Genomic DNA, 15487 nt, shown 5'->3' on the forward strand with positions numbered 1-15487 from the left:
GCCTCCGCCACCTGGCCGGACCACCAGCCCATCCGGACGTCGACGGCCGGCAGAACCACCTGGTGGGGACGGCCGCCCTCGACATCACGGAACACCGTACGCAGCGCTTCATGGCGGACCAGAACGTCGTTCAGCGCCGCACGCAACGCCCCCTCGTCCAGCTCCCCCGACAGACGCAACGCCAACGGCATGTTGTACGTCGCCGAAGGACCCTCCAACTCGTACAGGAACCACAACCGCCGCTGAGCGAACGACAACGGCAACACCTCCGGACGCACCACAGGCACCAGCGGGGCCCGCTGCGGCGCGTCGGCATCCACGTGCGCCGCGAGACCGGCGGGTGTCGGGGCGTCGAAGACGGTACGTACCGCGATCTCCATGCCCAGCCGGTCCCGGATCCTGCTCACCAGCCGCATGACCAGCAGCGAGTGTCCCCCGAGCCTGAAGAAGTCGTCGTCGGCACCCACGGTGTCGAGCCCCAGGACGTCGGCGAATGCCGCGCAGAGTGCCCTCTCGCGCTCCGTACGCGGCTCCCGTCCCGACACCATTCGCGCGAAGTCGGGTTCGGGCAGCGCACGGCGGTCCAGCTTGCCGTTGGCGGTCAGCGGCAGTTCCGGCAGCGTCACGAACGCCGCCGGAACCATGTAGGCAGGCAGCGAGGTACCGAGGTGTACCCGGATCGCCTCCGTGTCCGGCATCGCTTCCGTGCCCGCCGGAGGCACCAGGTAGGCGGCCAGCCGGCCCTGACGCGCCACCACCACCGCAGCGCCGACGGACGGATGGCCCATCAACGCGTTCTCGATCTCGCCGAGTTCGATGCGGAAGCCACGGATCTTTACCTGGTCGTCCGACCGGCCGAGGAACTCCAGCACCCCTTCCGGGGTCCAGCGGGCGAGGTCTCCGGTGCGGTACATCCGGGAACCTGCGGCTCCGTACGGATCTGCGACGAACCGCTCGGCGGTCAGTCCGGGCCGGTCCAGATAGCCCAGCGCCAGCTGGGTGCCGGCCAGGTACAGCTCGCCCGCGACGCCCGGCGGGACCGGTCGCAGCGCCGCATCGAGCACGTACGTCCTGGTGTTCCAGACCGGACGACCGATCGGCACCACCCCGGTGTCCGTGAGGCAGGGCCAGGCGGTGACGTCGATCGATGCCTCGGTGGGGCCGTAGAGGTTGTGCAGCTCGGCTCCGAGGGTCGACCGGAAGCGCTCCGTCAGACCGGCGGACAGTGCCTCGCCGCTGCAGATCACCCGGCGCAGCGCGGTGCACTGCGCGGCGGTGGGCTCGGCGAGGAAGACATCCAGCATCGACGGGACGAAGTGCGCCGTGGTGATGCCTTGGGTCCTGATCAGTTCGGCCAGGTAGGCCGGGTCCTTGTGCCCTTGCGGGGCTGCCATGACCAGCGTTGCTCCGGTGATCAGCGGCCAGAAGAACTCCCACACCGACACGTCGAAGCTCGACGGGGTCTTCTGCAGTACGCGGTCGTCGGCCGCGAGCCGATAGGTGTCCTGCATCCAGAGCAGCCGGTTCACGACCCCGCGCTGCGGGATCACGACCCCCTTCGCCCGGCCCGTGGAACCCGAGGTGTAGATCACGTACGCGGGAAGCTCGGGCGACAGGGCCACGGACGGGCCGTGCTCCGTACCGTCTGCGGCGGCCGTGCCGGTCAGCGCGGCGATGGCGTCGAGGTCGTCGAGTACGAGGTCGGGCCGGGCGTCGGCCCGCATGAACGCGAGCCGTTCCGCCGGATAGTCCAGGTCCAGCGGGAGGTAGGCCGCGCCCGCCTTGTGCACGGCCAGCAGCGCCACGACCAGCTCGACCGAGCGCGGCAGCGCCACGGCGACCGTGCCGCCCGGCCGTACGCCTCGGTCGACGAGCAGCCGGGCCAGTCGGTTGGCGCGCGCGTCGAGCTGTGCGTACGTCAGTTCCGTGCCCCCGTCGATGAGCGCGAGGGCATCCGGGGTGCGTGCGGCCTGCGCCGCGAACAGCTCGGGCAGCGTGGTGTCGGGCACCTCGTGCACGGTGTCGTTCCACTCCGTGAGCACCTGGTGGCGCTCGTCGGTGGTGAGGATGTCGGCGTGGGTGATCGGCTGCTCGGGCCGGGTGGTCAGGGTCTCCAGGAGGTCGGTCCAGCGGGTGGTGAGCGTGCTGATGGTCTGCGGGTCGTAGAGATCGGTCGCGTACTCCACAACTCCTTCGATCCCGGCAAGTTGCCCGCGCTCGTCGCGCTGCTCGGTGAGGCTCAGCGTCAGGTCCATGCGGGAGACACCCGAATGCAGGCCCTTCGTCTGTACCCGGAGGCCGGGGAGCCGGAAGTCGGGCTGCTCATTGTTCTGGAGCGTCAGCATGACCTGGAACAACGGATGGTGCGCCGTGGAGCGCTGCGGATTCAGCTCCTCCACCAGGTGCTCGAACGGCACGTCCTGGTGCGCGAACGCCCCCAGGCTCGCTTCCCGCACCCGCGCGACCAACTCCGTGAACGACGGATCGCCCGACGTGTCCGTACGCAGCACGAGCGTGTTGATGAACACACCCACCAACTGATCGAGCGCCTCATCGGTACGACCCGCAATCGGACTGCCGATCGGTACGTCCGTACCCGCACCGAGGCGTGTCAGCAACGCGGCCAACGACGCCTGCAACACCATGTACACCGTCGCATCGCACTCACGCGCAATCCGGGCGATCCGCTCATGCAACCCGGCACCCACACCGAACCGCCGTACCTCACCCGCGTACGAAGCCACCACAGGCCGAGGCCGGTCACCAGGAACCGTCACCAGCTCCGGGAGCCCGGCAAGCTGCCTCCGCCAGTAGTCCACCTGCCGGCTCAGGGCGCTTCCCTCGTCCCCGGCCTCGCCCAGCAGCTCTCGCTGCCACAGCGTGTAATCGGCGTACTGCACCGGCAACGGCTCCAACGCACCCGAACGCCCCTCCAGACGGGCCGAGTACGCAGTCACCAGATCCCTCGCCAACGGCGCCAACGACCACCCGTCACCCGCGATGTGATGCAACAGAATCAACAGCACACACTCATCACGCGACACACGGAACAGACCCGCCCGCACCGGCAGTTCACGGGACAGATCGAAAGCATGGCGCGCGGCACGGGAGAGCTGCGTGTCGAGTTCCCGCGCGTCGATCTCGTGCACCGCCCAGTCGATCCGGGCATCGGCCGCCGCGCGGATGGTCTGCCGGGGTTCGCCGCCCGTCTCGGTGAAGTGGGTGCGCAAGGCCTCGTGGCGCGCCAGGACATCGTCCAGCGCGGCCCGCAGCACCTCGACGTCCAGCTCACCGGACAGGCGCAGCGCCAACGGCATGTTGTACGTCGCCGACGGGCCCTCCAGCCGGTGCAGGAACCAGAGTCGCTGCTGCGCGTACGACAGCGGCAACGCCTCCGGGCGGACCGCAGGCACCAGATCGGGGCGTGCCCACGCGTCCGGGTCCGGGCCCTCGTCGAGCCGCTTCGCCAGGCCGAGCACGGTGGGTGTCTCGAACAGGGCCCTCAGCGGCAGCTCGACCCCGAGTTCCGTGCGGATGCGGCTGATGAGCACGGTGGCGAGCAGCGAGTGGCCGCCCAGGTCGAAGAACCGGTCGTCCACGCCGACCCGCTCCAGGCTCAGCACATCGGCGAAGAGCGCGCACAGCTTCTTCTCCCGTTCCGTGCGCGGCTCCCGCCCGCCGACCTGGGCGGAGAAGTCGGGTGCGGGCAGCGCGCGGCGGTCCAGCTTGCCGTTGGGCGTCAGCGGCAGTGCGGCCAGCGGCACGACGGCCGAGGGCACCATGTACTCCGGCAGGCGCAGCCCCAGCGCGTTCCGCGCGTCGGAGAGGTCGACGCCCTCCTCCACCACGACGTAGCCGACGAGGCGCCGGTCGCCTTCCCGTACCTCGTGCACGACCGCGGCGGCCTGGGTCACGCCGGGGAGGTCGCGGAGTGCCGTCTCGACCTCGCCGGGCTCGATGCGGAATCCCCGTACCTTGACCTGGCTGTCGGCGCGGCCGACGAACTCGACCTGTCCGGCGTCGTTCCAGCGCGCCAGGTCGCCCGTGCGGTACATCCGTGACCCGGCGGGACCGAAGGGGTCCGCGACGAAGCGCTCCGCGCTCAGGCCGGGTCGGCCGCGGTAGCCGCGTGCCATGCCGGCACCGGCGACGTAGAGCTCGCCCGCGACGCCGGGCGGCGTCAGCCCGAGACGGTCGTCCAGGATGTAGACCCGCATGCCGCTGATGGGGCGGCCGATGGGAAGCGCCGTCGCCAGTGTGTCCTGCGGGACCATCGCGTGCAGGGTGGCGAAGGTGGTCGTCTCGCCGGGACCGTAGCCGTTGATGACGGTGGTGTCCGGGCAGGCGTCCAGCACGCGCCGGACCGCTGCGGGCGGCACCACCTCGCCGCCGGTGAAGACCTGCCTCATGTGGACGAAGGCTTCCGGGGACTCCTCGGCGATGACCTTGAACAGACCGGCCGTGATCCACATGGAGGTGATGCGATGTTTCACGATGAGGTCGCGCAGCGCGGCCGCGTCGAGCCGTCCGTCCGGTGCGATCACGACCCGGCCGCCGAGCAGCAGTGGCATCCACAGTTCGAGGGGCAACGAGTCCCAGGCGGTCGGCGAGTGGAGAAGCACCCGTTCCGGGTGCCGGCCGACCACCGGGTCGTCGGCCAGCGCCGTGATGTCGGCGTGGGTGAGGGCGATGCCCTTGGGCTTGCCCGTCGAACCCGAGGTGTAGATCACACAGGCCAACTGGTCCGGCAGGAAGGCACCTTCGACGCGGGCGGTCGCCTCTCCCGGCACGCCCGATTCACCCGGTGTGCCCGGGTCCTCGGCGGTGAGCTCCGCCCCGAGCAGCAGGACCTGCGACTCGGGCACGAACTCGGGTACGCGTGAGGAACTGTCGGCCAGCAGCACGGTGACGGCGTTGTCCGTCCACATCATCCGGATCTGGCTCTGCGGATACCGCTCGTCGAGCGAGACATAGGCGCCACCCGCCTTCATGACGGCCAGCACGGCCACCACGAAGCTCGCCGAGCGTGACAGGGCGAGCGCCACCACGTGTTCGGTGCCCACCCCGCGCCTCATGAGTTCCCGGGCCAGCCGGTCGGCACATGCGTCGAGCTGCGCGTAGGTGAGCGTGACATCGTCCGCGACCACCGCGACGGCGTCCGGGGCGTTCTCGACCTGCGTACGGAACGCCTCGGCCAGGGTCCGTTCGGTGCGGGGGCCGGCTGCCGACTGCCAGTCCGCCCGGAACTTCTCGTTCTCCTCGGTGGTGAGGATGTCGGCGTGGGTGATCGGCTGCTCGGGCCGGGTGGTCAGGGCCTCCAGGAAGCCGGTCCAGCGGGTGATGAGCGTGCTGATGGTCTGCGGGTCGTAGAGGTCGGTCGCGTACTCCGCGAACCCTTCGATCCCGGCAGGCCGTCCCTGTCCGTCGTGCTGCTCGGTCAGGCTCAGCGTCAGGTCCACCCGGGAGACGCCCGAATGCAGGCCCTCCTGGCGGACACGAAGACCCGGAAGATCGAAGTCGGGCTGTTCGTTGTTCTGGAGCGCCAGCATGACCTGGAACAGCGGGTGGTGCGCCGTGGAGCGCTGCGGGTTCAGCTCCTCCACCAGGTGCTCGAACGGTACGTCCTGGTGCGCGAACGCCCCCAGGCTCGCTTCCCGCACGCGTGCGACGAGTTCCGTGAACGACGGATCGCCCGACGTGTCCGTACGCAGGACGAGCGTGTTGATGAACACACCCACCAACTGATCGAGCGCCTCGTCGGTACGACCGGCGACCGGGCTGCCGATCGGTACGTCCGTACCGGCGCCGAGGCGTGTCAGCAACGCGGCCAACGACGCCTGCAACACCATGTACACCGTCGCATCGCACTCACGCGCAATCCGGGCGATCCCCTCATGCAACCCGGCATCCACACCGAACCGCCGTACCTCACCCGCGTACGAAGCCACCACAGGCCGAGGCCGGTCACCAGGAACCGTCACCAGCTCCGGGAGCCCGGCAAGCTGCCTCCGCCAGTAGTCCACCTGCCGGCTCAGGGCGCTTCCCTCGTCCCCGGCCTCGCCCAGCAGCTCTCGCTGCCACAGCGTGTAATCGGCGTACTGCACCGGCAACGGCTCCAACGCACCCGAACGCCCCTCCAGACGGGCCGAGTACGCAGTCACCAGATCCCGCGCCAACGGCGCCAACGACCACCCGTCACCCGCGATGTGATGCAACAGAATCAACAGCACACACTCATCACGCGACACACGGAACAGACTCGCCCGCACCGGAATCTCGGCGTTCAGATCGAACGCGTACCGCGCCGCCTCAGCCAGCGCGACCGGCAGCTCGGACCCGGCCACATCGACGACCGTCAACGGCACATCGACTTCACCCGCACCGAGAATCACCTGACGAGGAGTCCCCGCACGGTCCCCGAACAAGGTCCGCAGCGACTCATGGCGGACCAGAACGTCGTTCAGCGCCGCACGCAACGCCCCCTCGTCCAGCTCCCCCGACAGACGCAACGCCAACGGCATGTTGTACGTCGCCGAAGGACCCTCCAACTCGTACAGGAACCACAACCGCCGCTGAGCGAACGACAACGGCAACACCTCCGGACGCACCACAGGCACCAGGTCCGGACGGGACCGGGCACCGGTGGTTCCGGCCTGAGCGGTGTCGAGCCAGTCGGCCAACCCTGCCGGCGTCGGGAACTCGAAAAGGACCCGCAGCGGCATCTCCACGCCCAGCGCGGCACGTACCCGGCTGATGAGACGGGTGGCGAGCAGCGAGTGGCCGCCCAGGTCGAAGAACCCGTCGTCGACACCGGCTTCGGTCAGCCCCAGCACCTCGAAGAAGAGCGTGCAGAAGACCTCTTCGTGCGGGGTGCGGGGTGCGCGGCGGTTCACCGAGGTGTAGTCGGGTGCGGGCAGCGCCCGCCGGTCGAGCTTGCCGCTCGCGGTCAGCGGCATCTCCTCGATCGCCACGACGGCCGACGGCACCATGTACTCGGGGAGCCGTTCGCGCAGCGCGTCCCGGAGGCCCGCGAGGAGTTGTCCGGTGGTGCGGGTGCCCAGGGGGTTGTTGACCAGGGCCCGGAGCGACCTGCCGGTGTTCGCCGGGCGGTAGAGGTCCGTGTAGACCGTGCCGTCCGGTGTGGCGGCGTCGGCGGGCAGGAACACCGCTTCAAAGGCGTCGACGGCCCGCGACGACCAGGTCGTCAGTACCCGGTAGCCGTGGTCCTCGGCCCAGCCGGGCAGGGATTCGGGGTCCACGCCCGCGGGCCGGGGCTCGGCCGGGGAGGTGGAGCCGTGCTCCGTGTCCGGCCCTGACTCCCGCCCGGCGTCCGTACCGGACAGCTCCTGGCGGATGCGCTCCAGGGGCGCGCTCCGAGCCAGCGCCCGCGCGGCGGCGGCCTCCGCCGACAGACGGCTGTTGACCAGTCCGGTCACGCGTACCGGGCAGGAGTGCCCGGCCAGTGCGGCGGGCAGTGCTTCCAGGCTGTCGAGGTCCTGGCCCCAGACCAGTTCGGGCAGTGCGGCGAGGTCCACAGTCGATGCGGGCGACGGGGTCTTGTGCAGCACCACTTCATAGCGGTGCCGGGTCAGTTCGTTGTGGTGGGCACCGCGCTTGAGGCGGATGTCGACGGCGCCGACGGTGTCGTGGCCCCGCGCCCACACGGTGAAGAAGTCGGGCTCGATGACCAGCTCCTTCTCCACGACCATGGCGCGTTCGACGGCGGCCCGCATCCGGTCGGAGCCGGTGACCCGCTCCCCGTGGCCCTGCTCGGTGTCCATGTCACCGGCGTCGGCCCGTTCGGCGTGGATCGCGGTCTGGAAGGCGCGCAGCGAGGCGCGGTTGCGGACGTCGCCGACGACGATGCGGCCGCCGGGCGCCAGCAGGTCCAGCGCTCCGTCCAGGACCCGGGCGAAGTAGTCGGCGTCGGGGAAGTACTGGACGATCGAGTTGAGGATCACCGTGTCGAAGAAGCCGGTGGGCAGCCCCTCGGTCACGTCGGCCGAGCGGCAGTCCAATGTCACCCGGTCGCTCCAGCCGGCTGCTTCGACCTGGCTGGTCAGCCGCTCGATCGTCGGTGCGGAGAAGTCGGTCGCCCAGTACGACTCCACCTGGGGCACCAGCGGGCCGAGCAGCAGGCCGGAACCGACACCGATCTCCATGATCCGGCGCGGGGCGGCCTCCATGATCCGGGTGACGGCGGCGTCGCGCCAGTCGCGCATTTCGTCGAGCGGGATCGGCTCGTTGGTGTAGGAGCTGTTCCAGCCCGTGAAGTCCTGGCCCAGTCCGGGGCGTTCGGTGTCGGCACCGGCGTAGACGGAGTCGTAGATGTCCCGCCATTCGCCGACCTGTTCGGCGACGGCGCCCGTGTCCGTGGTGGGGCCGTCGCCGGAGTCCGGGGCGGCCGTCGTGCCGTCCGCCGTCGCGCCGTCCGCGTCGGGCACCACGTAGGCGACCAGGCGCTGATCGCCCGGGGTGTCCTCGCGGACGACGACGACGGCGCGCGCGACGCCCGGCCGTTCGCGCAGTGCGGCCTCGATCTCGCCCGGCTCGATCCGGAAGCCCCGGATCTTGACCTGCTGGTCGGCCCGGCCGGCGAAGTGGAGGCGGCCGTCGGCCGACCAGCGCGCCATGTCGCCGGTGCGGTACATCCGGGAGCCGGCGGGACCGTAGGGGTCGGCGGTGAAGCGTTCGGCGGTGAGGCCGGGCCGGTCGAGGTAGCCGCGGGCCAGGCCCGCGCCCGTCAGATAGAGCTCTCCCCGTACCCCCGGGGGGACCAGCCGGAGCCGCTCGTCCAGGACGTACACCCTGGCGCCGTCCACCGGTCCGCCGATCGGCGCTTCGCGGCCGGTGAGAGGTCCGCTCATGGCGGCGCACACGGTGGACTCGGTCGGCCCGTACGCGTTGACCATCAGCCGTCCGGCGGACCACTGCTCGACCAGGTCGGGCGGGCATGCCTCCGCTCCCACGATCAGGGTGGCGAAGTCCGTCAGCCGCTCGGCGGAGCCCGCGGGAAGCGTGGCCAGTACCGACGGCGGGACCAGGGCGTGCGTGACCCGCTGCTCGGCGAGGACCTGGGCCAGTTCCTCGCCGACGAGCCTGCTCCGGGAGCCGGTGATCAGTGCGGCACCGGAGGTGAAGGCCATGACCATTTCGAGTACGGCGGCGTCGAAGCTGGGCGACGAGAGCTGGAGCACCCGGGAGGCGTCGTCGACGCGGCACTCCCGGCGCAGGGTCGACGCCAGGCTCGCGATGCCCCGGTGCGGGACCACCACGCCCTTGGGGCGGCCGGTGGATCCGGAGGTGTAGATGACGTAGGCGGGGTGGTCCGGCCGCGGCGGGGCGGTCAGGTCCTGGCCGGACGGGCTGGTCGCCGGGCAGTCCCGCAGGGTCTCGCGGATGCCGGGGGCGTCCAGGGCTGCGACGTCGATCCCGCCGGTCTCCGGGAGGAGCCCCGCCAGCGCGGTGGTGGTGAGGATCAGCGCCGGACGGGCGTCGGTGAGCATGTGCGCCACCCGGTCGCCCGGGTAGTCGGGGTCGATCGGCAGGTATGCCGCACCGGCCTTGAGCACGCCGAGGACGGCGGCGGTCAGTTCGGCCGAGCGCTCGAACATGACGGCGACCGTCCGCTCGGGCCCGGCGCCTCGGCCGATCAGCCAGTGCGCGATGCGGTTGGCCCGCGCGTCGAGCTCCGTGTACGTCAGGTGTTCCCCGTCGGCGGCGAGTGCGAGAGCCTGGGGTGCCCGCGCCGTGTGTGCCTGGAAGGACTCCACCAGCGTGGGCCCGTCGTCCGGCGTCGAGGTGTCGGCCCAGCCTTCCGCGATCCCGGTGCGCTCCCCGGCGGTGAGGATGTCGCTGTCCCCGATGGGGCGTCCGGGGTCCGCCGCCATCACGGAGAGCATCCGGGTCCAGCGGGCGATCAGGGTCTCGATGGTCCCGGCGTCGAACAGTTCCGTCGCGTACTCGGCGTACGCGTCGATCCCGGCGGGTTCGCCGTCCGTGCCGTGGCTCTCGGTGAGGCTGAGGAACAGGTCGAAGCGCGAGGTTCCGGTTCCGGCCAGCTCCGGGCGCACCCGCAGGCCGGGCATGTCGAAGGTGGCCCGCTCATTGGTCTGGAGGGTCAACGCGACCTGGAAGAGCGGGTGATGGGCGCTGGAGCGCTGCGGGTTGAGTTCCTCCACCAGGTACTCGAACGGCACGTCCTGGTGGGCGTAGGCGGCCAGGCCGGTCTCGCGGACCCGGTCGATCAGCTCCGTGAAGGTCGGATCGCCGGAGGTGTCGGTGCGCAGCACCAGCATGTTGACGAAGAAGCCCACCAGGTCGTCCAGAGCCTCGTCCATGCGGCCGGCGACCCCGCTGCCGAGCGGGATGTCGGTGCCCGCTCCGAGGCGGGTCATCAGGGCGGCCATCGCCGCGTGCAGGACCATGAACACGGTGGCGTCGTGGGAGCGGGCCAGTTCGCTCAGCGCCCGGTGCAGTTCGGGGTCCAGCCTGAATCGGGTCACCTCGCCCTCGTACGAGGCCACAGCCGGCCTCGGGCGGTCGGTGGGGACCGTCACCTGGTCGGGAAGGTCGGCCAACTGGTCCCGCCAGTAAGCGACCTGTTGGCCGAACAGGCTGTCGGGGTCGGTGGCGGCGCCGAGCAGATCGCGCTGCCACAGCGTGTAGTCGGCGTACTGCACCGGCAGCGGGCGCCACTGCGGGTGCTCGCCCCGGCTCCGCTCGCGGTAGGCGGCGGCCAGGTCGCGGGCGAGGGGCACCACGGACCATCCGTCGCCCGCGATGTGGTGCAGCACGATCATGAGCACGTGCTCGCGGGGGCCGGTGCGCAGCAGCCGGGCCCGGACCGGGATCTCGGCGGACAGGTCGAACTCGTGGCGCGCGGCCTCGGCGAGCGCGGCCGTCAGGTCCTCCCGGGCGACATCGGTGGTCCGCAGTTCCAGGCGTATGCGGTCCGTCGCGAGGATGTCCTGGCAGGGCAGGCCGTCGTGTTCCGGGAAGACCGTGCGCAGCGACTCGTGCCGTGCCAGGACGTCATTGAGCGCGGTTTCCAGGGCGTCGTGGTCCAGGCCGCCGCTCATCCACAGCGCGAGCGGGACGTTGTACGTCGCCGAGGGGCCTTCCAGCTTGTGCAGGAACCACAGGCGTTGCTGGGCGAAGGAGAGCGGCAGGGTGTCCGGGCGGGGTACGGGGAGCAGCGCGGGGCGCCGCCCGCCGTCACCGCCTCCGTCTCCGAGCTGTTCGGCCAGGGCGGCCGCGTTCGGCATGTCGAACAGGGTGCTGACGGCCAGTTCCGTCCCCAGGACCGAGCGGATGCGGCTGACGAGCCGGGTGGCGAGCAGCGAGTGGCCGCCCAGGTCGAAGAACCCTTCGTTCCTGCCGACCCGTGCCAGGCCGAGCACCTCGGCGATCAGGGCGCACAGGATCTCCTCCCGTGCGGTGCGCGGCGCACCGGCCCCGCTCGGGGCGGCCTCCGGTGCGGGCGGTCCGGCGTGGCCGTCCGCCGGTACGGTCTCGACCGTCGGCAGCGGGAACGGCAGCCGGTCGGCCAGTTCGTCGAGCACCTGGGCGGCGGAGAACCCGTCCGCTTCGGGGACGACGTAGGCGACCGGCCGGTGGGTGCCGTGTTCGTCGGTCCGGTCCGCCACCACGGCGTGCCGTACGGCGGGGTGCTCGGTGAGCAGTGTGCGCAGCAGATCCAGTTCCTCGCGGCCGCGCGGCTGCCCGCCGGTCCCGGCGCCGGTGTCGGCCGCACCGGCCGCGATCCGGCGGGGTCGGCGCACCAGGCGCCGCAGCATCGCGGGCAGCGGTTGCGAGGCGGGGCGTGCGTGCAGTGCGGCGGTGTCGAGGCGTACGGGGGCGACGAGCGGGGGAACACCCTGCATCGACCGGTCGAAGAGTGCCAGTGCCTGTGCGTCGGAGAGCGTGGCGATCCCGGAACGCCGGATGCGTTCACGTGCGGCGTCGTCCAGTGCCGCGGTGATGCCGCTCGCGTTCTCCCAGAGTCCCCAGGCGAGGGAGGTGGCGGGCAGTCCGTGTGCGGTGCGGTGCTGGGCCAGGGCGTCCAGGAAGGTATTGGCGGCGGCGTAGTTGGCCTGGCCCGCGTTGCCGAGGAGCCCCGCGACCGACGAATACAGCACGAACGCCGACAGATCCAGACCACGCGTCAGCTCATGCAGATGCCACGCCGCATCGACCTTCGGCCGCAGCACCGCCGCCAGCCGCTCCGGCGTCAACGCCTCCAGCGTGGTGTCATCCGTGACACCCGCGGTATGAACCACCGCGGTCAGCGGATGCTCCACAGGCACCGAAGCGAGCAACGCGCCGAGCGCGGCACGGTCCGCCGTGTCGCACGCCGCGATCGTCACCTCCGCACCCAGCCCCACGAGCTCCTTCCGCAAACCCTCAGCACCCTCCGCACCCGGCCCACGACGACTCGCCAACAACAACCGGCTGACCCCGTACCGCACCACCAGATGACGCGCCACCAACGAACCCAACGTCCCCGTACCCCCCGTGACCAGCACCGTGCCCCCGGGGTTCAGCACCGTTGCGGTACCGATGGTCCCCGGGCCCGGCCGTCCCAGCCGGGGCACCACGACGCGGCCGTCGCGCAGGGCGAGTTGGGGCTCGTCGCGGCTGAGGCCCCTGGCCAGGGCGGTGCGGACGTCCTCGGCGGTGGTGCCGGTGTCCGTACCGATGTCGAGAAGGGTGAAGCGGCCCGGGTGTTCCGACTGCGCGGACCGCAGGAGGCCCCAGAGAGTGGAAGCGGCGAGGTCCGCCACGTCCTCGTCCGCGCTGGCCGCCACGGCACCCCGGGTCACGAACACGAGGCGCGCCGTGAAGAAACGATCCTGCGCAAGCCATTCCTGTACGAGGGTCATCGCGCGCGCGGCGGCGGAGTGGGCGGTGGACACGACCGCGCGGCCGCCGTCGGTGTCGGCCGGGGAGGAGCCGGTGCCGTACGAAGGCGCCACGAGCACGACGTCCGGGACACCGGCGCCCGCGGCGACGGCACGCGTCAGAGCGGCCAGGTCGGAGTGGACGACCGCGCCAGGAAGGTCCGGCTCCGCTCCTCCGAGGACCGCCCAGTGCCCGTCGTCGGCGGCGGGCCGTGTGCCGTCGGTCCCGCCGAGTGCCGGCCAGTCGAGGACGAGCGGTCCGTCCGGCTGCTCGGCGGCGCCGGACCCGGCGCGGTCGGCGGCGAGCGGGCGCAGGGCCACTTCCTCGACGCGCAGGACCGGCAGACCGGCCGCGTCGGTGACCAGTACCTCGAAGCTTCCCCCGGCGGCGGGAGTGATCCGTACCCGCGCGGCGGTGGCCCCGGTCGCGTACAGCTCCACACCGGTGAGGGCGGAGACCTGATGGACCACGGGCAGGGCGTCGCGTGCCGTCAGGTGCAGGGCGGCGTCCAGGAGTGCCGGGTGGATGCCGTAGCCGGTGGTGTCGAGTCCGTCGGGGAGGCGGATGTCGGCGTAGAGGTCCGCACCGTCGCGCCAGGCCGCGAAGAGCCCCTGGAAGGCCGGTCCGTACGCGTAACCGGCCGCCGTCAGATCGGCGTAGAGCGTTCCGACGTCGACGGGGGCCGCGTCGCGCGGCAGCCGGACGGGCAGCTCGGGCGCCGTCCCGTCGGCGAGGGACAGTACGCCCCGGGCATGACGCACCCAGGCGCCCTCGTCCTTGGCCGGGCGCGCGTACGCGCTCACCGACCAGCGGTCGCCCGCGAGCGCCTCGACCGTCACCTGAAGATCGACCGCGGCATCGGGAGCGAGGAACAGCGGTGCGTCGAGGGCGAGTTCATCGATCCGGTCGGCACCGACCCGGTCGCCCACGGAGGTGACCAGATCGATGAAGGCGCCCGCGGGCAGCGCTACGGTGCCCCCGACCGTGTGATCGGCCAGCCAGGGATGTGTACGCAGCGAGATCCGGCCGGTCAGCGACCGCTCCCGCCCGTCCGGATGCTGGAGCTCGGCCCTCAGCAACGGGTGGGCGGCGGCGCCGAGCCCGAGGCCGGTCACCTCACCGCTCACGGTGCTCGCGGATGCGCGCAGCCAGTACGAGGTGTGCTGGAAGGCGTACGTGGGCAGCTCGACGCGGCGGCCGTCCGGCAGCCACGACGACCAGTCCACCGGAACGCCCTGGGCGTGGAGGCGGGCCGCGTGGTCCAGGAGCTGCTGCTCGGAGCCGTGGTCGCGGCGCAGCGAGCCCACCGTCACGGTGGCCGCGTCCTGTGTCGCCAGGGTCTCCTCGATGCCCGCGGTCAGCACCGGATGCGGGCTGGACTCGACGAAGACGCCGTGTCCGTCGGCGGCCGCGGCAAGGACCGCCCGCTCGAACTCCACCGCACTACGGAGGTTCCGGTACCAGTACCCGCCGTCGAGACGGGACGGGTCGATCCGCTCGCCGGTCACGCTGGAGTAGAAGGCGATGTCGCAGTCGGCCGGGGCGATGCCGGCCAGCTCCGACGCCAGCCGTTCGCGCAGCGGTTCCACGCTCGCGGAGTGCGAGGCGTAGTCCACGGCGATCCTGCGTGCCGCGATCTCGTCGGCGTGGCAGCGGGCCACCAGGTCGTCCACCGCGTCCGGGGTGCCCGACACCACCGTGGAGGACGGGCCGTTGACCGCCGCGATCTCGACCCCGCCGGAGCTGCCCGCGAGCCTCGCACGCACCTCACCGGCCGGTGCGGCGATCGAGGCCATGGCACCCGTGCCCGCCAGACCGGCGAGCGCCAGGCTCCGCAGCGCCACGATCTTCGCGGAGTCCTCAAGGGTGAGGGCACCGGCCACGCAGGCCGCGGCGATCTCGCCCTGGGAGTGCCCGATCACCGCGTCCGGGCGTACGCCCCTGGACTGCCACACCGCGGCCAGACCGATCATCACGGCCCACAGCACCGGCTGGACGACGTCCACCCGGTCCAGGGAGGCCGCGCCCGGCGTGCCGTTCAGAACGTCCTGGAGCGACCAGGTGACGTGCGGTGCGAGCGCCTTCGCGCACTCCTCGACACGAGCCGCGAACACCGGCGAGGAGATCAGCAACTCCTGTGCCATGGCGGGCCATTGGGAGCCCTGACCGGGGAAGACGAAGACCGTCCTGGGCTGTCCTGAGAGCGGCTCGGCTGCCGTGGTGAAGACGTTCGGGTGGGGTGTGTGCTGAGTGAGTGCGTGGAGTGCGGTGTGATGGTCGTGGGTGGTGATGACGGCCCGGTGGGCGAAGCGGGTGCGGGCGGTCGCGAGGGTGTGCGCGATGTCGGCGGGACGGAGTCCGGGGTGGGCTTCGAGGTGGGCGGCGAGCCGGGCCGCCTGGTCCTGAAGCGCCTGCGCAGTCTTCCCGGACAGAATCCACGGAACGGGACGCCCGGTCACTTCCGGCTGGTCGGCTCCTTCGGTCTCCGGGACGGCTTGTTCGAGGATGAGGTGGGCATTGGTACCACTCACCCCGAACGAGGAGATCCCGGCCCTGCGGGGCCGGTCGTGCTCCGGCCACGGAA

Annotated in this window: 1 protein-coding gene; it reads right to left on the bottom strand. The window is 71.5% G+C overall.

Annotation, left to right across the window (positions count from 1 at the left end):
• Positions 1-15434 (bottom strand): non-ribosomal peptide synthetase (locus tag GA0115234_RS28270; protein ID WP_256088837.1); only part of this gene is annotated, 15434 nt, incomplete at its 3' end.
• Positions 15435-15487 lie beyond the last annotated feature (53 nt).

This window comes from Streptomyces sp. DvalAA-43, assembly GCF_900091725.1.
GTDB classification, from domain to species: Bacteria; Actinomycetota; Actinomycetes; order Streptomycetales; family Streptomycetaceae; genus Streptomyces; species Streptomyces pulveraceus.